The organism is Lysinibacillus sp. NPDC047702 (assembly GCF_050272555.1).
Taxonomy (GTDB): Bacteria; Bacillota; Bacilli; order Bacillales_A; family Planococcaceae; genus Lysinibacillus.
The window spans coordinates 19,376-39,929 of record NZ_JBNNMG010000018.1 but is presented as its reverse complement, the minus strand read 5'-3'; the positions used below and the strand labels follow the sequence as shown (position 1 = coordinate 39,929).

At 36.1% G+C, this 20,554-nt stretch carries 22 protein-coding genes, 1 pseudogene and 1 riboswitch; of the genes and pseudogenes, 15 read left to right on the top strand and 8 right to left on the bottom strand.

The genetic code is table 11. The features are described 5' to 3' along the window. The first annotated feature begins 92 nt into the window (after positions 1-92). The 4 genes and pseudogenes from dacB (at position 93) to ACQKIM_RS11130 (ending at position 3,368) form a co-directional block, all read left to right on the top strand. Positions 93-1,526, top strand: coding sequence for a D-alanyl-D-alanine carboxypeptidase/D-alanyl-D-alanine endopeptidase (gene dacB / locus ACQKIM_RS11145; RefSeq protein ID WP_427543433.1), 1,434 nt, complete (start codon positions 93-95; stop codon positions 1,524-1,526). Between the two features lie 71 nt (positions 1,527-1,597). After that, positions 1,598-1,989, top strand: a pseudogene (locus ACQKIM_RS11140) (SDR family NAD(P)-dependent oxidoreductase); the annotation flags it as partial. A gap of 27 nt (positions 1,990-2,016) precedes the next feature. Further along, positions 2,017-2,451, top strand: coding sequence for a MarR family winged helix-turn-helix transcriptional regulator (locus ACQKIM_RS11135; protein WP_427543430.1), 435 nt, complete (start codon positions 2,017-2,019; stop codon positions 2,449-2,451). A gap of 143 nt (positions 2,452-2,594) precedes the next feature. Then, positions 2,595-3,368, top strand: a complete 774-nt coding sequence (locus ACQKIM_RS11130; protein ID WP_427543427.1) for an IclR family transcriptional regulator — start codon at positions 2,595-2,597, stop codon at positions 3,366-3,368. A gap of 52 nt (positions 3,369-3,420) precedes the next feature. Here the strand turns inward: ACQKIM_RS11130 and ACQKIM_RS11125 are convergent, their stop codons facing one another. Together ACQKIM_RS11125 and ACQKIM_RS11120 are read right to left on the bottom strand one after the other, a co-directional pair. Next, complete coding sequence (locus tag ACQKIM_RS11125) at positions 3,421-4,605, bottom strand: aminotransferase class V-fold PLP-dependent enzyme (protein WP_427543424.1); 1,185 nt, start codon at positions 4,603-4,605, stop codon at positions 3,421-3,423. 13 nt (positions 4,606-4,618) lie between these two features. Continuing rightward, on the bottom strand, positions 4,619-5,707 hold the full coding sequence (locus ACQKIM_RS11120; protein WP_427543421.1) for a M24 family metallopeptidase: 1,089 nt from the start codon (positions 5,705-5,707) through the stop codon (positions 4,619-4,621). Between the two features lie 369 nt (positions 5,708-6,076). Here ACQKIM_RS11120 and ACQKIM_RS11115 point away from each other — a divergent pair, with 369 nt between their 5' ends. The 3 genes from ACQKIM_RS11115 (at position 6,077) to lepB (ending at position 8,168) form a co-directional block, all read left to right on the top strand. Next, complete coding sequence (locus tag ACQKIM_RS11115) at positions 6,077-7,012, top strand: LCP family protein (RefSeq protein ID WP_427543418.1); 936 nt, start codon at positions 6,077-6,079, stop codon at positions 7,010-7,012. A 338-nt stretch (positions 7,013-7,350) separates the two neighbouring features. Further along, a complete protein-coding gene (locus ACQKIM_RS11110; RefSeq protein ID WP_427543415.1) occupies positions 7,351-7,458 on the top strand; it encodes a transcriptional regulator in 108 nt (35 codons plus the stop codon). Positions 7,459-7,607: 149 nt separating this feature from the next. Next, complete coding sequence (gene lepB / locus ACQKIM_RS11105) at positions 7,608-8,168, top strand: signal peptidase I (RefSeq protein ID WP_427543412.1); 561 nt, start codon at positions 7,608-7,610, stop codon at positions 8,166-8,168. A gap of 110 nt (positions 8,169-8,278) precedes the next feature. Here the strand turns inward: lepB and ACQKIM_RS11100 are convergent, their stop codons facing one another. After that, entirely contained in the window at positions 8,279-8,485 is a 207-nt protein-coding gene (locus ACQKIM_RS11100; RefSeq protein WP_427543409.1) for a hypothetical protein, read from the bottom strand. Between the two features lie 224 nt (positions 8,486-8,709). Next, positions 8,710-8,809: riboswitch (purine riboswitch) on the top strand. Positions 8,810-8,930: 121 nt separating this feature from the next. Here ACQKIM_RS11100 and ACQKIM_RS11095 point away from each other — a divergent pair. From ACQKIM_RS11095 to ACQKIM_RS11080, 4 genes are all read left to right on the top strand, one after another. Further along, positions 8,931-10,121 (top strand): MFS transporter, encoded by a 1,191-nt coding sequence (locus ACQKIM_RS11095; protein WP_427543406.1) that lies wholly within the window; start codon positions 8,931-8,933, stop codon positions 10,119-10,121. Positions 10,122-10,229: 108 nt separating this feature from the next. Next, the gene (locus ACQKIM_RS11090; RefSeq protein ID WP_427543403.1) at positions 10,230-10,514 is read left to right on the top strand and encodes a hypothetical protein; all 285 of its coding nucleotides are present in this window, start codon (positions 10,230-10,232) and stop codon (positions 10,512-10,514) included. A gap of 487 nt (positions 10,515-11,001) precedes the next feature. After that, complete coding sequence (locus tag ACQKIM_RS11085; RefSeq protein ID WP_427543400.1) at positions 11,002-13,608, top strand: cation-translocating P-type ATPase; 2,607 nt, start codon at positions 11,002-11,004, stop codon at positions 13,606-13,608. A gap of 165 nt (positions 13,609-13,773) precedes the next feature. Beyond that, a complete protein-coding gene (locus ACQKIM_RS11080) occupies positions 13,774-13,899 on the top strand; it encodes a hypothetical protein (RefSeq protein ID WP_427543397.1) in 126 nt (41 codons plus the stop codon). Between the two features lie 474 nt (positions 13,900-14,373). Here ACQKIM_RS11080 and ACQKIM_RS11075 read toward each other — a convergent pair whose 3' ends face one another. From ACQKIM_RS11075 to ACQKIM_RS11065, 3 genes are all read right to left on the bottom strand, one after another. Continuing rightward, complete coding sequence (locus tag ACQKIM_RS11075) at positions 14,374-14,862, bottom strand: DUF3231 family protein (RefSeq protein WP_427543394.1); 489 nt, start codon at positions 14,860-14,862, stop codon at positions 14,374-14,376. A 73-nt stretch (positions 14,863-14,935) separates the two neighbouring features. Beyond that, a complete protein-coding gene (locus ACQKIM_RS11070; protein ID WP_427543391.1) occupies positions 14,936-15,232 on the bottom strand; it encodes a hypothetical protein in 297 nt (98 codons plus the stop codon). Positions 15,233-15,345: 113 nt separating this feature from the next. Next, positions 15,346-16,011 carry a cupin domain-containing protein gene (locus ACQKIM_RS11065; protein ID WP_427543560.1) on the bottom strand — a complete coding sequence of 222 codons (666 nt, stop codon included), beginning with the start codon at positions 16,009-16,011 and terminating at the stop codon, positions 15,346-15,348. 228 nt (positions 16,012-16,239) lie between these two features. Here ACQKIM_RS11065 and ACQKIM_RS11060 point away from each other — a divergent pair, with 228 nt between their 5' ends. The 4 genes from ACQKIM_RS11060 to ACQKIM_RS11045 are packed head-to-tail and all read left to right on the top strand — an operon-like array spanning position 16,240 to position 18,423. Further along, positions 16,240-16,461 (top strand): transcriptional regulator, encoded by a 222-nt coding sequence (locus tag ACQKIM_RS11060; RefSeq protein WP_427543388.1) that lies wholly within the window; start codon positions 16,240-16,242, stop codon positions 16,459-16,461. Continuing rightward, complete coding sequence (locus ACQKIM_RS11055) at positions 16,458-17,717, top strand: DNA polymerase thumb domain-containing protein (protein WP_427543385.1); 1,260 nt, start codon at positions 16,458-16,460, stop codon at positions 17,715-17,717. The genes ACQKIM_RS11060 and ACQKIM_RS11055 overlap by 4 nt, the downstream gene beginning before the upstream one ends. 12 nt (positions 17,718-17,729) lie before the next feature. Next, positions 17,730-18,071 (top strand): YolD-like family protein, encoded by a 342-nt coding sequence (locus ACQKIM_RS11050; RefSeq protein ID WP_427543382.1) that lies wholly within the window; start codon positions 17,730-17,732, stop codon positions 18,069-18,071. Continuing rightward, positions 18,064-18,423, top strand: a complete 360-nt coding sequence (locus ACQKIM_RS11045; protein ID WP_427543379.1) for an aconitate hydratase — start codon at positions 18,064-18,066, stop codon at positions 18,421-18,423. The genes ACQKIM_RS11050 and ACQKIM_RS11045 overlap by 8 nt, the downstream gene beginning before the upstream one ends. A gap of 91 nt (positions 18,424-18,514) precedes the next feature. Here the strand turns inward: ACQKIM_RS11045 and ACQKIM_RS11040 are convergent, their stop codons facing one another. Both ACQKIM_RS11040 and ACQKIM_RS11035 read right to left on the bottom strand, forming a co-directional pair. Beyond that, a complete protein-coding gene (locus ACQKIM_RS11040) occupies positions 18,515-18,991 on the bottom strand; it encodes a GNAT family N-acetyltransferase (protein WP_427543376.1) in 477 nt (158 codons plus the stop codon). A 162-nt stretch (positions 18,992-19,153) separates the two neighbouring features. After that, positions 19,154-20,422: a hypothetical protein gene (locus ACQKIM_RS11035; RefSeq protein ID WP_427543373.1), complete on the bottom strand. Its 1,269-nt coding sequence runs from the start codon at positions 20,420-20,422 to the stop codon at positions 19,154-19,156. Between the last annotated feature and the right edge of the window lie 132 nt (positions 20,423-20,554).

Genomic DNA, 20,554 nt, shown 5'->3' with positions numbered 1-20,554 from the left:
CTTGTAAAATAACAAAGGTGTTTCATTGTAAAAGGCTAGCTTTTTCCGTAGAATAAAGTGATAAAAGTTGAAATTTACCAATTGGAGGAACTATGAAAAAGAATTTTATAATTTGTACAATGATCTTTTTGCTGTGCTGCTTCCCAATCACTTTTATTGACAATGTGGAAGCTAGTGAACAAACAATGACAACAAAAGTGAATAGCATTATCTCAAAAAACTGGAAGAACAATGAGTACAGCATTACCGTAAGAGATATGGAGACAGGAAGTATTCTTTATAATAAAAACGGTGATAAAATGATACGCCCTGCTTCTACACATAAGCTTTTAGTGAGTGCTGCTGCATTGGATTTGCTGGGAGCAGATTATCGATTTGAGACAAAGGTTTATATTGATGGACCAATTGAAAATGGTGTTCTTCAAGGCAATATTTATTTACAGGGCGGAGGAGACCCAACGCTTTTACCTGTCCATTTAGAATCATTTGCTAATGGACTGAAAAAATTAGGAATCTTGAATATCACGGGCTCTTTAATTGCCGATGACACGTGGTTTGATACAGAACGTTTAGCAAAAGGCATTGTTCCTCAGGACGAAGCGCTATCCTATGCTTCACGTATTTCAGCATTAACGATTTCGCCGAATGATCAATATGATATTGCTACTGTGCAAGTGAAAGTGACAGGCTCAAAGGTTGGAACTATGGCAAATGTTCAGCTTGCCCCGTTTGCTAGTACAATTCCAATTGTTAATAAGACTAAAATCGTTAAAAAGGGTGAGAAAAATACCATAGCTATTACACGAGAATATGGCACAGACCGTATTGTTGCTACAGGAAATTTACCAGCTGGTACAGAGAAAAATACATATGTGACTGTTTATGATCCAACTTTGTATACACTTGATGTATTTCGGGAAAAATTACTGGCAAAAGGAATCCAAACAATGCCTCTGGAGGTTGGCGAGGTACCCGACAATGCAAGGAGAGTAGGAATTTCCTATTCAAAACCATTAAAGGATATTAATTTTCGTTTTTTAAAACTTAGTATTAATGGTATGGGGGAAATGCTTACAAAGCAAATTGGACGAGAGCTACTTGGAGAAGGAAGCTGGTCAGCAGGCATTCAAGCAATTCGTACATATGGTAATGATAGTGGACTAAATATGGAGCAGTGGTATTTTGAAGATGGTTCAGGTTTAAATCATCAGAATCGTGTAAGCAGTATACAAGAAAGTCTACTGTTATATAAAATTCGAAGTAAGTCTTGGTATTTCTCCTACTTAGATGCATTGCCTCAGGCAGGAAGAAAAGGCAAGCTTGTTGGAGCGACTTTAGAAAATCGCTTACAGGGATATAGTGTATCTGCTAAAACTGGGTATATATCTGGTACATATGCTTTAAGTGGTTATGTCAAAGGAAAGAGTGGTAAATGGTATATTTTTAGTATTTTAACACAGGCCAATAAAACGTCTGCTATTCCAACCATCGATGACATTGTCAAACAGATTGCAAATGAATTGTAAAGGTTTTCACAATGATAAGCAATTTAGTTTTATTGTAATTTATTTAATGATAAACTATTTAATATTGAACTATTAAAGCAGCATTACCCTATTTAAAAGAAACAAAAGGAAATGTTATTAACTTTGCATCTGGTGCTGGTTTACAAGGACATGAAACATAAGCGGCTTATGCGGCTGCAAAAGAGGCAATCCGTGGTTTGTCTCGTGTTGCAGCAAATGAATGGGACGCTTCGGTATTAATGTAAATATTATTAGTCCACTTGCTAATTCACCAGGTGTACAAGCATGGGCAAAAGGCACAACCGAGTATTATGAAGCTGTTAGAGGTAAAATCCCACTAGGTCGCTTCGGGGATGTTGAACAAGATATTGGTCGTGTAGCTGTTTTCTTAGCTTCCGACGATTCGCAATATATCACAGGTCAAACCATTATGGTGGACGGAGGTTCAGTAATGCTTCACTAATTGCTTGGGGCTTTGAGGAGGATTTTTTTGAAACAAACAAATATTTTTAAACTCATTCATATGATTGAACAAATGAACAATGCCAATATTATTCGTTTTACGAAGTCATTTCCCTATCCGTTAGGGATTTCACCAATTCTTGTTTTAAGCGAGCTCCAGACAAAAGGGCCGCAGAAACAAGCTGAATTAGCAGAAACGATTGGCTATACAAAAGGAGCAATGACGAATATTGCTGAAAAATTAGTCAAGCTCGGTTTGGCAGAAAGATTATATGATCCGTCTGATCGTCGTACAATTCGCCTACAAATTACAACAGAAGGTGAAAAAGCCTTAATAAAAGCCCAATCTATTGGACAAGAGGTTTTTATGCAGCTTTTTGAAGTATTGAATGAAGAAGAGATTGCACAATATTTGCTAATCCAAGAAAAATTAGTGCAAGGAATACAAGACAAAAATATATAGTTAGAAAAGTCGCTTCGTTGTGAGGCGGCTTTTTTATTGTGATTGTGAAATATATACATAATTTAGCTGACGGATTTGAAAATTATTTAGATACATTTTATAATTATAATGTGGTTCTAATATAGAGACATTTGAGGTGGAAAATGGCATTAAAAACATTAGATAATTCATTAGAAGTATTAAAATATTTTAGTAAAGAGAATCCTACCTGGGGCGTGCGTGAATTAGCAAAAGAAATGAATATAAGCCATTCTATCATTCACAGGATTTTAGCTACCTTTGAAAATCATGGCTTTTTAAACCAGAACCCTGAGACAAAAAAATATGAATTAGGACTACGTTTTTTAGAGTATGGGCAAATGGTAAAAGAAAAATTAAATCTTTCTGATTTTGTTTTACCAATCATGAAAAAACTTTCTGAGGAAATAAAAGAATCCGTCTTTTTAACATGGCTTGACGGAGCAGATGGTGTAACGGTTGAAATTGCAGAAAGCTCGCAAACAATTAAGTTCTCTGTTTCAATGGGAACTCGTACACCGTTATACATAGGTGCATCTTGTAAGACCATCATGGCTTATCTTCCGGAGAAGAAGCAGAAGGACATTATGGATAGTGGCATGAAAAAATTAACAACTGAAACGATTACAGACCCTGGGGAGCTGTTAATTGATTTAGAAAAGATTCGAACACAGGGCTGGTGCTTTACTACAGGTGAATATTCTCATTCAGTATTTGGTCTCGGCGTACCACTTTTTAATAATAAAGGTGAGATTATTGCTTCATTAACCATTGCTGGTCCTAATTATCGTAAACCAGTAGAGGAAAAACTGCCTGATATGGTCAAAGTGCTCCAATATTCAGCGATGAGTATCCAACGATATTTCGATCAATTTAGTTTTAAATTATATCATGAGTAATCAACAAAAGGCTCAGATAGTTTTTTCTACTCTGAGCCCTTGCTTTTGTCATTTATAGTAGTTCTTTTATCAATGAAATGGCAACATCGATCTCCTTGAATGTGTTAAAATAATGTGGCGAGAAGCGAGCCATCTTATTGATGCTGTTTCGTTCCATAATCGTATTAGCCATAAAGGTTCCAGCCTCAATAATGACTCCATGCGTTGCTAAATAATTGGTCACATCATCTGGTGAAATACCTTCAATATTAAATGGGGTAATCGATAAACGGTTTGCTATTTGCTGGGGGCCATATATGACGATACCTTCTATAGATTGAAGCTGCTCTAGCAAATAAGTAGTTAATAGCTTTACTTGCTGATGGATGGCATGCATCCCAATATTATTTGCGTAATCGATAGCCGCACCTAATCCTAAAATACTAGGAATGACAGGGCATCCAGGTTCAAAGCGTTTGGCTGTTGTTACAAAAGAATAGTCATTGTTGGGATAGTCCCAATTGGTGCTTCCCCAACCAATCATTATCGGTGTTAGTGTTTGTATAAGCTCTTCACGAACATAAAGAATGCCTGAGCCTTCTGGACCCCGCAGCCACTTTCGTCCACAGGTAAGTAAGAAATCACAGTCAAGATCTTTGACATCGATTGGAATCAAGCCCACTGTTTGGTTTGCATTAATTAGTGTTAAAACATTCTTTTGCTTGGCTAGCTGACATATTTCCTTTGCTGGCTGAAGAGCACCTGAAGCATTAGACATATGTGCAAATGCAATCATTTTTGTTTTAGGTGTTATGAATTTTTCTAGCTTGTCTAGATCCACCATATAGTTTAAGTTTGTTTTAAAAACCTTTAAAAGAACACCTTGTTGCTCAAGTGCAAGCCAAGGCACATAGTTACTTAGCATCTCGGTATCCAAAACAATGACTTCATCGCCTTTTTCCCATTGCAAACCACCTGAAACAAAATTAACAGCCATCGAACCATTCGGGACAAAGGCGATTTCTTCTTTTTTTGCGCCTATTAATATTGCTGATTTTTCACGAACAATATCAATATTTTCGTAGGTTTCCTGACGAAAGGAGGGCAAATAGGGACCAATGCTAGCTTGTTTCTGTATATAGCTCGTCATGGTATCTACTACTGGCTGTGGCATTGCAGAAGCAGCAGCAGTATTCAGGTAGATATATTTGTCCAGCAGTGGCATATCCTTTTGAATCTTTTTTATATCAATTGTCATGTCCATCCCAACCTTATAAAATGATTAAATCTTTGGAAAACGTCATTAAATTTTCATAGCCATCCTCTGTGACTATCAAGTTATCCTCAATACGGACACCGCCCACATCCTTTACATATATCCCTGGTTCAATGGTAAAAGCCATGCCAGCCTTTAAAACGAGATTATTTTGCTGCATTAAATAAGGTTCCTCATGAGCACTTAGTCCAATTCCATGTCCTAGTCGATGTGTGAAAAACTCTCCATAGCCAGCATTTCGAATAATAGTTCTTGCAGTATCATCTATTTCATGAGCCGTTTGCCCGGGTTTAATAGCCTCAATAGCAGCTTCATTTGCTACCTTAACAATACTATAGATTTTTTCTAATGTTGGTGAAATTTCTCCTAATGCCACTGTTCTTGTTATATCTGCCACATAGCCTTTGTAAATCGAGCCGAAATCTAAAACGATTAATTCACCAGCTTCAATAGTTTTCGTAGAGGCTCTACCGTGTGGAAGTGCACCTCTATAGCCAGAAGCAACAATTGTTCCAAATGGTGTTCCTTCAGATCCTCGACGTCTCATCTCATACTCTAATTGTGCAGCCACCTCCATTTCTGAAATCCCGGCTTTAATAATTGGTAATGTTGCTTCGAGACTCTCTTCTACTATGTTCACAGCTTGTCTCATTAATTGAATTTCGTTGCTATCTTTATTTATACGAAGTTCTCGAATCACCTCTCCTATATCATATAAATGCTCATATGTAAGAGACTCAATTGTTTTTTGTTCTTTCACATGCATGAAGTCAAATTCTACTCCCATTACACGCAATGAACCTATTTGTTGTCTTAATTGCTGAAGAGCATGAAAAGGTCCTTCTTCATCTGAATAAGAGAAAATAGCATTGCTGCTTTTGGCATCCATTTTATTTAATTCTACTTGTGGCATTAAAAAATATAATTTTTCGCCTTTCGTGATAATTGCTAAAGCTATGCGTTCACTTTGTTTTAAATGTAAGCCTGTAAAATAATACATATTGGGTCCTGGAACCAAGACAGTTATGTCGATAGAGTTTTCCCTCATAAGGGAGACTAATTTTTCTCTTCTTTTTTGATACATTGAAAATACCTCCTAAATGCTAGTAAAATTATCCAACACCGTTTCTTTTATAGAGACAATGTATCTATTAATTTTAAAAAAAGTATATATCAACAATAATGAATTTTCAATTAATCAGAAAATTTTTTCTCAACTAAGTACTATTTCTTTGGTGATGAAGTGGTTTACACAGACTTTTTAAATCGAGGGATTTATCTCAAGGCTTTGAAGATTATTTACCAATTCAGGAATAGGTTGGCGTATATTTAGTAAATACTAGTGTACGTCTTTTTTTCGTCCAATATGCATATAAATAGACTATATAAACTTTTTTCCAACTTAAAACGTCAAAAAGAGGGGTAAATCTGTTTAGCAAGAAAGGACTTATGTATGGAAAAAAAAATGAAACGCTCTAAAGAGAGAAAGAGCAAGAAGAGAATATGGCTTTGGATATTAGGCAGCCTAGTAGCAATTTTTTTAATCTTTATAGGTACTGCTTATTATACGATCCAGAAAACGATGAATAAAATAAATACACCTTTAATTGAAGCAGCGGATAATGAGGGGATAGATCAAAAAACAGTAACAAAAAAAGAGCCATTTTCTGTGTTACTGCTTGGAGTGGATGAGCGTAAAGATGATAGTGGACGCTCAGATACAATGATTGTTGTAACGGTTAATCCTGCAAAACAAACGATGAAAATGCTTAGTATACCACGAGATACTCGGACGGAGATTATAGGTCATGATTCTGTGGACAAAATTAATCATGCCTATGCATTTGGGGGAGTTCCCATGGCTGTCGATACGGTAGAGCATTTTTTAGATATTCCAATTGATTATTATGTGTTTATTAATATGGAGGGCTTCCTTCAAATTATTGATACGATTGGCGGCGTTACCATCGAAAATGACATGGATTTAACCTATAATTCATATCATTTTCCAAAGGGAGATGTCACTTTAACGGGAGATGAGGCACTAATTTTTTCTCGCATTCGATATGAAGATCCTCGCGGTGATTTTGGTCGACAAATTCGTCAACGACAAATTATTGAGGCGGTTATGAAAAAAGCTTCTTCCACATCATCTATACTTTTAAAGGCTACTGATATGCTGGAAGTAGTTGGTGATAATGTACGTATGAATTTCACAATGAAAGATTTAATTCAGTTACAAAGTATTTATAAAAAAATGAATCGCAATATTGATCAGCTGTCATTTGAAGAGGGAGATGGCAAAAAAATAGATCATATATGGTATTATATCCCAAATAATGCGGAGCTTCAAAAAATTCAATCAGAGTTAAAAGAGCATTTGCAGTAAACGGGAAGGAGGTTGGTAGGGACTTTTTGGGTAATATAGCTGTAAAACTTTCGATCGTGAGGGGAGGGAGATGAATGAATGGGAGGACCCAGGTGCTTAGGTACACAGCTCTCAATAATTGCATGCACAGCTATGTACCTAAACGTAAGGCTCAAAAACATCCAATTAGATCTACTATACAGCAGTTACAACTATTGTGCTTAAAAATCTTTATATAAACTTAAAAAATCATTCAGGTAGGGTGCATGCCTAGTTGAATGATTTTTTTCTTTTTTATTTGAAATATCAGAAAATTTAGTGTATACTTTGATTTAGAAATGGTTTAGGGAGTGATTGTGATGATTATTGGGACAATTTTATTAGCAGTTGCATTACCTGTAGGTATTGTTTTAGCAGTAGACTTATTAAATGAACAACATCACTCTGCTACGCAAAGTAACCACTGATAATTTTTTAAAAAAAATTAAAATTAAGCTAGGCAAAGTGAAAGAAAGCTTTGTCTATTTTTTGTGGCTATGAAACAATTTTTGTGAATCATTCGTCAATACACTTTAGAAAATGTTATACTATAAAAAAACAGTATCGGGGAATGAATATGCAAGAGGAAAAAACAAATTTTAAAAAAGAAGTACTATCCTATCTTAAAATTATTGTGATTACAGCTATTGTTGTATTAGGCTGTAAGCAATTTTTATTCGCACCGATTAAAGTGCAGGGTGCTTCGATGTACCCCACTTACCATGATAAGGATATCATTGTTGTTAGTAAAACGAGTAAAATTGAACGCTTTGATCAAATTGTTTTTCAATCACCAACAGAGGACGAGTTATATATCAAACGGGTAATTGGTTTGCCAGGTGATACGGTTGAAATGAAGGATGATGTTCTATATGTTAATGGTAAAGCTTATAAAGAGGATTATGTGAATCGTCAAACGGATGACCCGAATCAATTACGCATTACAGAAAATTTCACTTTAGAGCAACTGGTCAATGAAAAAAAGGTGCCTGAGGGAATGTATTTTGTTCTTGGCGACAATCGTCTAAAAAGTTACGATAGTCGTCATTATGGTTTAATTTCTGAAGATGCCATTTATGGTGAAGCTAAAATAACCCTCTATCCGTTTAATCAATTCCATGTTGGTTCAAAAAAATAAACGTTTTAAATGTTTATGTATAAATATGTTAAAATGAAAAGGCAGAAATATTATTTTCAATCAATATTTCTGCCTTTTGCTATTTACTTTTTTAGCTGAAATACATTTTTTTAGTTATTTGATAGAGCGGTACATTCTGTATAAGAGGGATAATAGACACAAACCGTTGAATTTTCTACAGTTTCTTTGATGGGAATTGGCTGTTTGCCTAGTTTAGAGGAAATGTTTGCTGGTTCACCGATTGCAAGCTCTTCTATTACTAGTTCTACGCCATAAAACAACACTAAGAAATAGCATACTAAACCTACTATACGCAAACAATCACCTCGCAATATTCTTTCTAGTATTATGTATGGCCAAATTTGAAAAAATATAAGCTAAATCTAAAATCTTTCTTCTGTAAATTGCATTTTTTATTGTAAGTCGCTAGCTATATGTACAAATAAAAGGTATTAAATTCTATTTTTAACCATTTTTATATAGTGGATGTAAAGTAGAATCATAAAAAATTGTTGTCATGTAAAATTCAATATGCTAATATAGCTAGGGTAAATATTTGATCTGTATAACCTCAATAATATGGATTGAGGGTCTCTACCAGGAACCATAAAATCCTGACTACAAAAATTGTTCTTCATTTTTGTAGTCAGGATTTTTTTGTTTTTGTTAGCCCATCTCTGTTATTCCGGATAAATCAGGCTGATGTGGGACGAATGAAAAGTATCCTCTACAAAAATGATGTCTAACGGAAGGGTGATTACGATGAATTGGAGAGTTTATATTCTTGCTGCTACTACTTTTGCAGTAGGATTAGTGGAGTTAATTGTTGGTGGTATATTACCAAAAATCGCAGAGGATTTAAATGTATCCTTAGCAACAGCAGGTCAATTAATTACCATTTTTGCTCTTGTCTATGCAATTTCTGCGCCTGTCCTTTTATCATTAACAGCAAAAGTGGAAAGGAAGCGCCTATATCTTATTTCTTTATTAATCTTTACCATTGGGAATATCATGACATTTTTTAGTACAACATTCCTGACAGTGATGGTTGCTAGAATTTTTACAGCAATGAGCACAGCTTTAGTGATTGTCTTATCCTTGACGATTACAACAAAGATTGTCGAACCAAGACATCGTGCGAAAGCATTAGGACTTGTTTTTGTTGGAGTTAGTTCCGCACTCGTCATCGGTGTACCGATGGGAATATTTGTGACAGAGGCATTTGGCTGGCGAGCTGTGTTCTTAGGAATCGCTCTACTTTCAACGCTATCCATGATTCTTATTGCGTTGCTGCTTGAAAAAATGCCAGTTGTAGAAGTGGTCCCATTAAAGGCTCAAATTAAATCATTGGCTAATTTAAAAATCTTTAGTGCACAACTAACTACACTATTTATGCTGGCAGGTCATTATATGCTCTATGCATACCTCACACCGTTTTTAGTAGAAGCATTTCATATGAACGCTTCTTGGATTAGTATTTGCTATCTAATCTTTGGAATAGCGTCTGTCAGCGGGAATGCACTAGGTGGCTGGCTGAGTGATAAAATTGGTACTGGGAAAGCGATTATCATGATTGTCTTAGCATTTGCGGTTGTATTATTTAGTATTCCTTATACAATTGTTGCCCTGCCACTGTTTTTAATTGTCACTGTTTTATGGGGTGCACTTAGCTGGGCACTTACTCCTCCGCTGCAAAATTATTTAATACAAATTGATCCAAAAACATCTGATATTCAACAAAGCTTAAATACAGCCGCATTACAGATTGGAATATCCATAGGTTCTGCTGTTGGAGGAGCGATGTTTGCTGTAACAGGGTCCGTCATGCATTTATCTAGCTTTGGTGCCATCTTAGTTTTATGTGCATTAGGCTGTGCTATTTTCTCTTTAAAGAGAGCACCACTTTCTCAAGAGCATGAGCTGGACTTGACCTCCGCTCAGCACAATTCATAGAAATTTTTAAACATATCGTTCTGGGGGAAATAACCAAAAAAGTCATTTAAAAAGAAGGACAATCATGGCTCGAGATAGAATGTAAGTTTAAGGGAGGTTGGTAAATATATGCAGATAGATTTAACAGAGTTTAAAAATGTCAAGGTGGTTGCAGCAATTGATCAGACGTTTTATCGAAATGTGGGTGCTATTATTTTGTATGAAGAGGATTCACATACTTTATCTGTCCGCAAACTAAAAAGAAAAATCGCCAATCAATATATACCAACAGACGAACTCGAAAACTTTATGTTTGATTCTCAAGCGGATGCCATAAAGTTTACCCATAAACTTACTAGAATGAGTGCACTTGATTATTTACTAGTAGTGAATAAAGAGCAGCAGTTAAAATAATGCCCTATAGGGAGGCATTTGGAGTAGCCATATTCCAAATGCCTTTTTTGTATGGATACGATATTCATGGCGAATATTAGTTGACTAATGCTCAAATTGTTATGACGTATTTATTTTATACGTTCAGCTATCAAACAAATAATTAATTTCTCTATCAATTATTATCATACTGGAATAGGACAAGGAATAGATTGTTGTAGTTAAAGTATTTTAGGGGCTCAAAGAGAAAGAGATAAGGCCAATGTAATACTATTTTTTGATATTAGTTGAAAGAATTCTACTGATAAGAATCTAATCTTATGAGCTAATAAGGCGCAATGTAAAAATACAAAAAATTGTTTACAAAGACTTTACCTATTCTTGTAAAAGGAAAAGAGCCACTAATCATTTTTCTCCTGAATGTTAGTCAGTGAGAGGGAATTTAGCATAATCAGGCCTTTACAAAGGGTACGGCTCGTCTAATCATTTCAAATGGAGGGGGAATCGAATGTCAGAGTATCATCAACAGTCATCAGCTGAAGTTATGAAAACATTGAATGTAACAGATCAAGGATTGAGTGATTATGACGTTCAAAAGAGACAGGAAGTATACGGCTATAATGTATTGGAGGAAGGAAAAAAGACAAGTACATTAGCCGTTTTCCTTGGACAGTTTAAAGATTTATTAGTGATTATTTTAATCATTGCTGCATTCGTTTCATTTTTATTAGGGGAAGTAGAAAGTACAATCGTTATCATGATTGTTGTTATTTTAAATGCAATCCTAGGCACCGTACAACATGTCAAGGCTGAACAATCTTTGGATAACTTAAAAGCATTGACCTCTCCAATTGCCAAAGTCATGCGCAATAATCAGCTAATAGAGATTTCCTCGGAAGATATAGTCGTTGGTGATCTTCTATATTTGGAGGCTGGTGATTATATCAATGCGGATGGACGATTATTAGAAAGTCATAATTTGCATATCAATGAAAGCTCTTTAACGGGTGAGTCTATTGCTGTGGCCAAACATATCAATCCAATCAGGAATAGCAATGTAACAGTGGCTGATAAAAAGAATATGGTATACTCTGGTAGCTTTGTGACAAATGGGCGTGGCATTGTCATGGTTACAGCGATTGGCATGCAAACTGAAATCGGTAAAATTGCTAATTTATTAGATACAGCGAAAGAAAAGAAGACGCCCCTGCAAATAAGTTTAGATCAATTTGGGGAAAAATTAGCTTTAGGTATTACATTAATCTGTTTAGCTATTTTTACAATTGACCTGTTTCGTGGACGAGCACTAGTAGAATCGTTTATGTTTGCGGTATCGCTTGCAGTTGCAGCAATTCCAGAGGCTTTAAGTTCGATTGTTACCATTGTACTGGCTTTTGGAACGCAAAAAATGGCTAAGGAAAATGCTATTATACGAAAGCTCTATGCCGTTGAAAGCTTGGGAAGTGTATCCGTTATTTGTTCGGATAAAACAGGCACATTAACTGAAAATAAAATGGTGGTGCAAGAGGTCTATGTGGATCAAAAAGTGATTCCACATGATTGGCTGCACACGACGAATACAGTTGAGAAAAATTTGATTATCAAGGGGTTATTATGTAGTGATGCGGTGGAAAGAGATCAAAAGGAAATAGGTGACCCTACTGAAATTGCCCTTGTGAAATTGGGGAAGCAATATGGCTTTGATGAAGTTGTTATTAGGGAACGTTATCCAAGAATAGCTGAAATTCCTTTTGATTCAGATAGAAAGCTGATGAGTACTGTAAATAAGATGGATCAACAATCGATTATGATTACTAAAGGAGCAGTAGATGTTCTTTTACCTAAAGTCGTAAAAATTCAAACATCTGCAGGGATTCATGATATTACACAGCACCATCGTCAGAAAATTGAAGCGGCGAATCGTGATTTCTCTATGAATGGGCTAAGGGTACTGGCCATTGCCTATAAAGAGGTAAGGGACAGTCAAGCTATCAATGCAAGAGTCGAACGAGATTTAATCTTTGTGGGGCTTGTCGCTATGATGGATCCGCCAAGAAAAGAATCCAAAGAGGCTGTTGAAAATTGTATAAAGGCGGGTATAAAGCCAGTAATGATTACTGGAGATCATAAAATAACAGCGACTGCTATCGCCACGCAAATCGGTATTTTAAAAGATCCTTCAGAGGCGATTGAGGGGCATGAAATTGCAGGTTTAACAGATCAACAACTACAAGAAAAAGTGAAAGATTTTTCAGTTTATGCACGTGTCACACCAGAGCAAAAAATTCGCATTGTGAAGGCATGGCAGGAAACGGGGAGGGTCGTTGCTATGACAGGAGATGGCGTTAACGATGGTCCTGCCCTAAAACAAGCCGATATTGGTGTGGCGATGGGCATTACAGGCACAGAAGTAGCAAAAGATGCCTCCTCAATGATCTTAACGGATGATAATTTTTCAACGATTGTCAAGGCTATTGCAAATGGCAGAAGTATTTATACGAATATTAAAAATGCTATTTTGTTCTTATTATCAGGGAATGTGGGTGCTATTTTTGTTGTGCTATATGCAACTATTTTAGGCTTACCAGTGCCCTTTGCACCAGTGCATCTCTTGTTTATTAACCTGCTTACTGATAGCTTACCGGCTATTGCAATTGGTCTAGAGCCTAATAATAAAAAAACAATGAAGGACAAGCCTAGGGATATCCATCAACCGTTATTAAATAAAGTATTTACGACGCAGGTGGTGCTTGAGGGGATATTAATTGCCATCTCGACCATTATTGCCTTTCAAATTGGGTTGTCAACAGGTGATACTTTAACTGCGAGCACGATGGCATTTACCACATTATGTTTGTCACGCTTAGTGCATGGCTTTAACTCTAGATCAAAAGAATCTATTTTTACCATTGGTATATTTTCCAATAAATATACTTGGCTAGCATTTTTAATTGGCTTTTTAAGCTTACATGCCGTATTATTTATGCCAATGCTTACAGGTGTTTTTGAAGTTGCTACATTAAGTTTGGCACAATTAGGTTTTATTTATAGTCTGTCTGTTCTACCATTCCTTGTCAATCAGTGGTACAAGCTGTTTTTTGTGAGAACTCGATAATAGGTGAAAAGCAACAAGCTCTCGTTTTTTTGAAACGAGAGCTTGTCATGTTGTTGAAATACTATTATGTCAATGACATCAAGGTGACAAATTAAAAAGTATAGCCCTTTTTCAAAACGAGGGGTTGATTTCCGTTCCGACTGAGTGCTTTCCTGGGGGCGTCCGATGAGCCGCTTCACTCGCGTAGCTCGCTCCAGGGTCTCATCTGTGACGCTGAATCCCCGAGGAGTCACTCAGTCTACACTCCAATCAACCGTTGCTCATCGTATTTTCTATTGGCATTTCACATAAATGTGTAGTGATAAAATGAAGTCCTAACCAATACTATTTTGCGCAATAGTGGAGCCTTGAAAACATTTTTCTATGCGAAAACGAGTGACAGCAATAAGTGGCTTTATGTAAAGCAACAAAATGATTCTATACATAAAGTTTAGGGCAACAACTATAGAATTGTGCTATTATATCCATTTAATGATGGTAAGTAACATACTTTTACTTTACTTTTGAGGGAAGAAAATATTTAAAGTTCTACACTATTGTTGATTGGAGTGCAAGGCTACTCGACTCCCGTGGGATAGCGAGACAGACGAGACCCTGCACGGAGCGTCAGCGCAGGAAGCGGCTCGTCGCTCGCCCACAGGAAAGCGAGTAGCCTGGAACGGAAATCACCTTCATTTGACTTAGTAGTGTTCACAAAGAGTCCCTTGACCATTTAGTTTTTCAACACTATGACAAGCTCTCGTTTTTTTGAAACGAGAGCTTGTTTTATCTATTTGTAGCTGGAGCTAGTAACCAGCCTTTGTCCTTACTTAACTGTATGAGCTTTGCACCCAGTATGGCATATCTCATATGAAGCTCACCATACTTTGACACATATTTCTTTTTTACAGCTTTTTCAAAAGATTGGCTAACTGAAATAACAGAGGAAGCAATATTCATCGATAGGATGGCACTGATTTCGGTATCATTGATAGCAGTTTTCCCACGTATATCTCCCATTTTTAACTTTTTATAGTCAATGGATGCAGAAGGGGTAAGCACGCCATTGTCCTTTAATAAGGTTTGTAATTGCTTATTTTCCTCTTTTAAACATTGAATAAATTCTACGATAATCACCTTCAGATTTTTATCGGTAGCATGCTTAAAAAATGCATGATTGGACGCTATATAGCTATTATTAACGCCAAGCTGTGTCCAAATCTGAAAAATTTCCTTAAAACGTAATGACTCTAAATTATTATTTACCAATTCCATAATTACACTTCCTAATTCTCATTGTATTTATTTAAAAGTAGGATGTGTTTTAAATTGGAATTTTAATCATTTTTTACATTAAAAGGTTATTTTTCTTCTTATTTTTATAGCTATTAATGGTTGTTTTCAATGCGGCAAAGTTTCCAATTGCTGCATACCCATAAAAAAAGCCCATAAATACACCGGCAAGAAGGCTATGTCGATGGCTTATAAAGATAGAAATAATCAAGCCAATAGCAAGGGCAATTACTGGAACATATTTAGGCTGAACATGCATAAATACCTTAATTAGCTGTGTAATAAGTAAAACGGCTGGAACGGCTATCACAGCATCCCAAAAATTTGTATGGATCAGTGGAAATAATTCCATTCTTTACACCTCATTTAGTAAAAACAAAGCGATGACTTTACTATATATGGTTTCCCTTTTATCTATTTTTATGCGATAAAAGTTGATCAACGTTGAGTGCTGCTGCCTATTAATTAGTAATAGGGGCCATATGGATACATATATGGGCTGCGGTGCGGGCATGAATACGGATTTGTGTACTGTGGATACTGATACTTGTGTTTACGATGATGAGAATCTTTTGGTTTATCAGAAGTTGATTTTACACGATTACAGTCTTTGGCTGGTCCAATATATGTCGATGGTACAACTGGTGCTATTGCTTTTTTCCACAGATTTTCATCTAAGCAATAAGTGTGAGCCATAATATTGGAAGGTGTAAATCTCAATATATCTGAACCTAAAATAACCTCAGGAGTCGGGGCATCAAAAATAGCTAGTAGATGCGTGTCATCCTCAGTAGCTACCTCATAATGCCACCAGCCTTGAGGTACATTTGCAACTTGGCCCGGTTTTATAGGATAGTTTTGAAGCTTCTTAGTAAAAGGATTAAGTATGGATACGATAGCAGCACCAGCAATACAATATACAAGCTCTCCTGCATTTTGATGATAATGTGGTTCAATTACATTGTCCCTACTTAGAAAAATATCAAGCAAGGACACATTTTCCAATGTATTTAATTGTTCTATTCCAAGAACATTTATATAATTTCGATTATCTTTTTTAAACAGCGTACTTTTATTGACGTCAAAAGTGAACTGTGTGGATGGTGACGTATAATCAATTGTTGAGCTAATAATGACATCCCTTCTAAATCAAAATGAAACACTCATCATAAGCATATGTACAAAGTCATTTTAGGCTTAAACAAAAGCCTATGTTTAGTTTCCATGTTAAAGTCCAAATTAGCTAAAATTACCACTTCTAATTAAGAACGTGTGTGCGTATAATAAAAACACAAACATTCGTTCTGTGTCAGGGGCAGCTTTGTTAGACTCACTTGATTTTTGGGGAGGAAAGTAAAGGTGAAAGAACAGTTAATAAAGGCAATGCAACGTCAACAAATAGTCAGCATGATGTATATATCCCAGTCTGGTGCCATTACGAAAAGGCGTATAAAGATCATCAAGCTTGCTGGTGATTCATTTACAGCATTCTGCTTTACAAGGCGAGCAAAACGCACATTTATGATTAACAATGTTCTAGCGATAATGCCCGCTGCACGTGGAAAGCGTGAGGTTATATGAATTATGACGCTCTACCACATAGGGACATTTTTTGTATTGATATGAAATGTTTTTATGCTAGCTGTATTGCCGTGCTAGAGGGTTTAGATGTTTTGAAAGTTCCTATTGCCGTTATAGGTAATTTTGAACAGCCAGGTAGTATCGTACTTGCAGCTTCACCAATGATGAAGGAAAAATTTAAAATCAAAACAGGAAATAGGCGTTATGAGATTCCTAAGCATCCAGATATTAAGCTTTTTGAACCGAAAATGTCATTTTTTCTAGAAATGTCAATGGAGATTACTCGACTTATAGCTAAGTATGTCCCTGCTGAGGCGATTCATGTCTATAGTGTCGATGAAAGCTTTGTAGATTTAACAGGTACAGAAAAGCTTTGGGGCTCTCCTGAGCAAGCAGCTAAAACGATTCAACAAGCGATTTACGAGCAATTTCGCATCCCCTCCGCAATCGGTATGGGACCCAATATGCTAATGGCTAAATTAGCATTAGATTTAGAGGCTAAAAAATCTGGCTTTGCTAAGTGGAGCTATGAAGATGTTCCAAAAAAGCTTTGGCCAGTACGACCATTGTCCGAAATGTGGGGTATTGGCAAACAGATGGAACGGAGCTTACATGCAATGGGTATACAAACAGTTGGAGGGCTAGCAAACGCAGATTTAAAGGAATTAGAAAAACGTTTTGGTATTATGGGCAATCAATTATATTACCATGCATGGGGAATTGATCTTTCCTCGTTAGGAGAGCCTTTAGTAACGAATGCAGCGTTAAGCTTTGGGAAAGGACAAATGTTAATGAGAGATTATCATACCCGAAAAGAGATTGCGGTTGTGCTACTGGAAATGTGTGAAGATGTAATGCGGCGAACGCGTGAAGCAGGATATGTTGGCCGCACAATCAGCTTAGGGCTTTCCTATAGCCGTAATGCGATGACAAAAGGGTTTCATCGCTCTCGAACGATTGAGGTACCAACAAGTGAAACGCTTGTCATGTATCAAACTTGTCTTGAATTACTGGATGAGTATTTTGCGGGTGAACCAGCACGTCAATTGTCTGTTAGAATAACGAATTTGGAACCGGAACGCAGTATCCAATTGGACTTATTTGATGCACATAAGGAGCAGCGACAGATCATTGGTCATGTTATGGATGCAATCCGCAGAAAATATGGAGCAATAGCCTTATTAAGGGCAGCTTCTTATACAAAGGCGGGTACAGCTATCACACGAAATCGTTTAGTAGGTGGGCATTTAGCATAAGGAGTGAATGAGATGATACGAGATAGAGGAAATATTAAATGGACGGCGATGATGTTACCAGAGCATCTGAAGCTTCTGAAAGAATGGAAACAAGAGAGCTATGTTGAGTTGCCACGTGAACTTGCTGAATGGGAGCTGGAAGAATTACAACAAAGCATAGAGCGTGCTTTAATGGAAAATAAAAATATTATGTTAACTGTATGGGAGAACGCTAACTATTTGCAGTGGAGTGGGGTCATTCAAGCCATTGATGAGGAGAATCAAGAGCTATTATTAGAAACAATTACAAACACAAAGCATATCCCTTTACGTAAAATTTATGCCGCACATCTAGAAGATGATTATAATGATTAACGGTGAACAACGAAGTTTACTGCATCAATATATTTTATTGGATTTAGCTGTAAAATCATTGCAGCAGGATTACAAACGGGCAGAGTACTTTAAAATGAAGCTTGTTTTTTTACCTTTAATGGATGCCTTGTTAAAGAATTTACGAAAGGATTATTTCCAGCTAAAACGTCAACTAGCTCAGCAGCAAATACGAGTAGTGGGGTGGCATCGCATCGATGAATATTTTAGTGATGTGCAAATTGCCACAGCAGGAAACGATGAAGTGCTACGCTACGCCAACCAAGCGTTAAAAACACAAGTTGAAGAACTATTGTTGCAGCAATTACAAAATCACTCATTTGAGCTTACATAATGAGTGATTTTGTAAAATTAGTTAACAAACCTTGAGGAATCACATAAATCGCCAGGAAATCCACAAGTGATTAATTTAAATTCGATAATAGCTAAATGTGTAAATTCATAACAATTTGCTCACCAATAGGCCCCATTCTTCTTTCCCCATGATCAACAAAGCCTACTTTTAAATACAGGTTTTGAGCAGGAATATTTTTATGGTTCACCACTAAAGCGACCTCGTTGCATTCCTTAAATTCTCTTTTAATAAAGTCTGACAGTGCCAGCATGCCCTTTTTAGCGTACCCATTTCCTTGTTGCTTATGGTCAATAGATAATGCCGTAAGTAGCATAGCATTTGGATTGCTAGAGTATTCTTTCACTCTCTCTGTTGCATGAAGAACAAAAAATCCAACTGGTACATTGTCACTTAAAATAACAATTGGGTACTGTCCAACCATTTCTATAGAAATCTCTTTAGGAAGGGCCGTAAATTGAGATTGCTCTTCTGGAAGATCAAAGTCATGTAAAACATCTACATAATCTTCTGAGAAATGTACTAATTCAATGGTGTTTATAGTTTGCATAAAAATGACCTCCTTTTTTAGTATTCTAACACAAGAACAAATGTTCGTAAATAGAGTGAGAAGATCAAAAGGAAGTGTACCTTAGTGAAAAAAAGAGTGACTATAAAATCACTCTAAACAAAACAACAGGGGGAAGGGGTCACCTATCTATATAAAGGATTCTTATAAATCATCTAATTTTACAAGTTTGCCATTCGTAGCGTTGACTGCAAATGCACAATCTAATTTCCCACACAAAATATATTGTGCTAATTGTTTATCGTAGACATATACAGGTGTAAGCTCAAGATGATCTTGCAATTTATCAAATGCTTGATTTTCGGTGATTGTTCCTTTTTCAGCGGTAGTATAAGCTTCAAATGTCTTTAACATAAATTGACTATCCATACTATTGATTGCTTGTAAATTTTCCGCATCAATGATAACAAGTAGCTTTCGTTTGAAAATAAAATTGGAATGCTCATTATATTTTAAAGTTGCATAAATATAGTTATCCTGACGATAAAGGGTTGTCAGTAACCACTTCCCAGTATCATTCGGATATTCTTGACGTAAAAAATCGGAAACGGTGCTTATACACTGTTCTTTTTCAAGATTTGTAATTGGTAATAAATTCGGATGACATTCCCTAGATATAACTTGTTCTAAAGTGACATCATTGTCAACGGTAAGGGATGTTTTTTCGAATGATTGCTTAATTGGTGAATCCCAATAAATAATTTTATCGATTGGCAATTGTATTTTGTCATCTACAAAAAATTCATAGGGGATTGTCCTTGTTAAATCATTCGTTACATAAATTTCCTCAAAGCCATAAAAGGGAAGAATTTGCTTCTGCTTCTCTAAGGGGAACTCGATAAGCTTTATTTGTTTTTTTTGCAAATCTGCAACCTTTTCTAAGGATAATGCAGGAACATCTTGTTTAAATTTTTCTTTAGGAGGAAATTGACCTATGGCTGAAAAAAGTGTCAGCTGACCATCCTGATTATATTTAATTTCAATAAAGCCGGATGGGGAAACCGGGATACCCATAAAACATTCTTTAAAAAATAATCTTCCACTTTCCTCTTCTATTAACTGAAACTGCTCGTTATAGGTAAGTCCTGTTTCTTCCTCAACCCATTGAATAATATCGTTTGTGGAAGTGCTGACAATTATGTTTTTTTCAGCAAAAGACTCGTTATCTACAAATAAGATGCTTTTAAGTTGACCAGTATGCACATCTATGTCAATAATTGCAGTTCCTGGTGGATTTAAATCATTCTCTTCTGTCTTTTTAGCATGAGAAGGAAGCCATTCTGTAGTGAATATATAGGTTGTATCTTCAAATATGTCTAAGCTTCTATGAAATGAAGAGGTATGTAAATAATAATTAGTTAATCCGAATTTTTCTTTTGTTGCAGCAATTAATGCTTGTATTTTTTGTTCCATATAATAACGCTCCTCAAAATAATCGTTTCAATTGATATACGATAGTGCTATTGGAAAAGTTTCGTAATATAAAGAACAAATGTGTAATCATCAAAAAAAGCTATAGCGTACGGTAGCGCTACAGCTTCAAGT

Excerpts from the sequence above, each read along its gene's own strand:
- ACQKIM_RS11080 (WP_427543397.1), top strand. The coding sequence starts at position 13,774 with ATGAGCCGCTTCACTCGCGTAGCTCGCTCCAGGGTCTCATCTGTGACG.
- ACQKIM_RS11055 (WP_427543385.1), top strand. The coding sequence starts at position 16,458 with ATGAATTATGACGCTCTACCACATAGGGACATTTTTTGTATTGATATG.
- lepB (WP_427543412.1), top strand. The coding sequence starts at position 7,608 with ATGCAAGAGGAAAAAACAAATTTTAAAAAAGAAGTACTATCCTATCTT.
- ACQKIM_RS11120 (WP_427543421.1), bottom strand. The coding sequence starts at position 5,707 with ATGTATCAAAAAAGAAGAGAAAAATTAGTCTCCCTTATGAGGGAAAAC.
- dacB (WP_427543433.1), top strand. The coding sequence starts at position 93 with ATGAAAAAGAATTTTATAATTTGTACAATGATCTTTTTGCTGTGCTGC.
- ACQKIM_RS11085 (WP_427543400.1), top strand. The coding sequence starts at position 11,002 with ATGTCAGAGTATCATCAACAGTCATCAGCTGAAGTTATGAAAACATTG.
- ACQKIM_RS11070 (WP_427543391.1), bottom strand. The coding sequence starts at position 15,232 with ATGGAATTATTTCCACTGATCCATACAAATTTTTGGGATGCTGTGATA.
- ACQKIM_RS11075 (WP_427543394.1), bottom strand. The coding sequence starts at position 14,862 with ATGGAATTGGTAAATAATAATTTAGAGTCATTACGTTTTAAGGAAATT.
- ACQKIM_RS11040 (WP_427543376.1), bottom strand. The coding sequence starts at position 18,991 with ATGCAAACTATAAACACCATTGAATTAGTACATTTCTCAGAAGATTAT.
- ACQKIM_RS11125 (WP_427543424.1), bottom strand. The coding sequence starts at position 4,605 with ATGACAATTGATATAAAAAAGATTCAAAAGGATATGCCACTGCTGGAC.
- ACQKIM_RS11050 (WP_427543382.1), top strand. The coding sequence starts at position 17,730 with ATGATACGAGATAGAGGAAATATTAAATGGACGGCGATGATGTTACCA.
- ACQKIM_RS11090 (WP_427543403.1), top strand. The coding sequence starts at position 10,230 with ATGCAGATAGATTTAACAGAGTTTAAAAATGTCAAGGTGGTTGCAGCA.
- ACQKIM_RS11110 (WP_427543415.1), top strand. The coding sequence starts at position 7,351 with ATGATTATTGGGACAATTTTATTAGCAGTTGCATTACCTGTAGGTATT.
- ACQKIM_RS11115 (WP_427543418.1), top strand. The coding sequence starts at position 6,077 with ATGGAAAAAAAAATGAAACGCTCTAAAGAGAGAAAGAGCAAGAAGAGA.
- ACQKIM_RS11035 (WP_427543373.1), bottom strand. The coding sequence starts at position 20,422 with ATGGAACAAAAAATACAAGCATTAATTGCTGCAACAAAAGAAAAATTC.
- ACQKIM_RS11045 (WP_427543379.1), top strand. The coding sequence starts at position 18,064 with ATGATTAACGGTGAACAACGAAGTTTACTGCATCAATATATTTTATTG.
- ACQKIM_RS11130 (WP_427543427.1), top strand. The coding sequence starts at position 2,595 with ATGGCATTAAAAACATTAGATAATTCATTAGAAGTATTAAAATATTTT.
- ACQKIM_RS11095 (WP_427543406.1), top strand. The coding sequence starts at position 8,931 with ATGAATTGGAGAGTTTATATTCTTGCTGCTACTACTTTTGCAGTAGGA.